1 rRNA gene is annotated in these 200 nt (G+C 58.0%); it reads right to left on the minus strand.

From position 1 onward, the window contains the following. Positions 1-74: ribosomal RNA gene (locus IF01_RS46595) — 16S ribosomal RNA — on the minus strand; the annotation flags it as partial. Between the last annotated feature and the right edge of the window lie 126 nt (positions 75-200).

Consider the following 200-nt stretch of genomic DNA (forward strand, 5'->3'; position numbering starts at 1 on the left):
CTTCACCGTTCGACTTGCATGTGTTAAGCACGCCGCCAGCGTTCGTCCTGAGCCAGGATCAAACTCTCCGTGAATGTCTACCCGGCCCCGATAATTAAATCGAGCCGGTTCGCACCCGCGTTGAGCGGCACGGCAACCACCGGAATAGGGCGGCCCCGCGCACTGCGTCCTCGCTAGTGTTTTACTTCAAAAGGAATCTC

This window comes from Kitasatospora purpeofusca (assembly GCF_000718025.1).
GTDB classification, from domain to species: domain Bacteria; phylum Actinomycetota; class Actinomycetes; order Streptomycetales; family Streptomycetaceae; genus Kitasatospora; species Kitasatospora purpeofusca.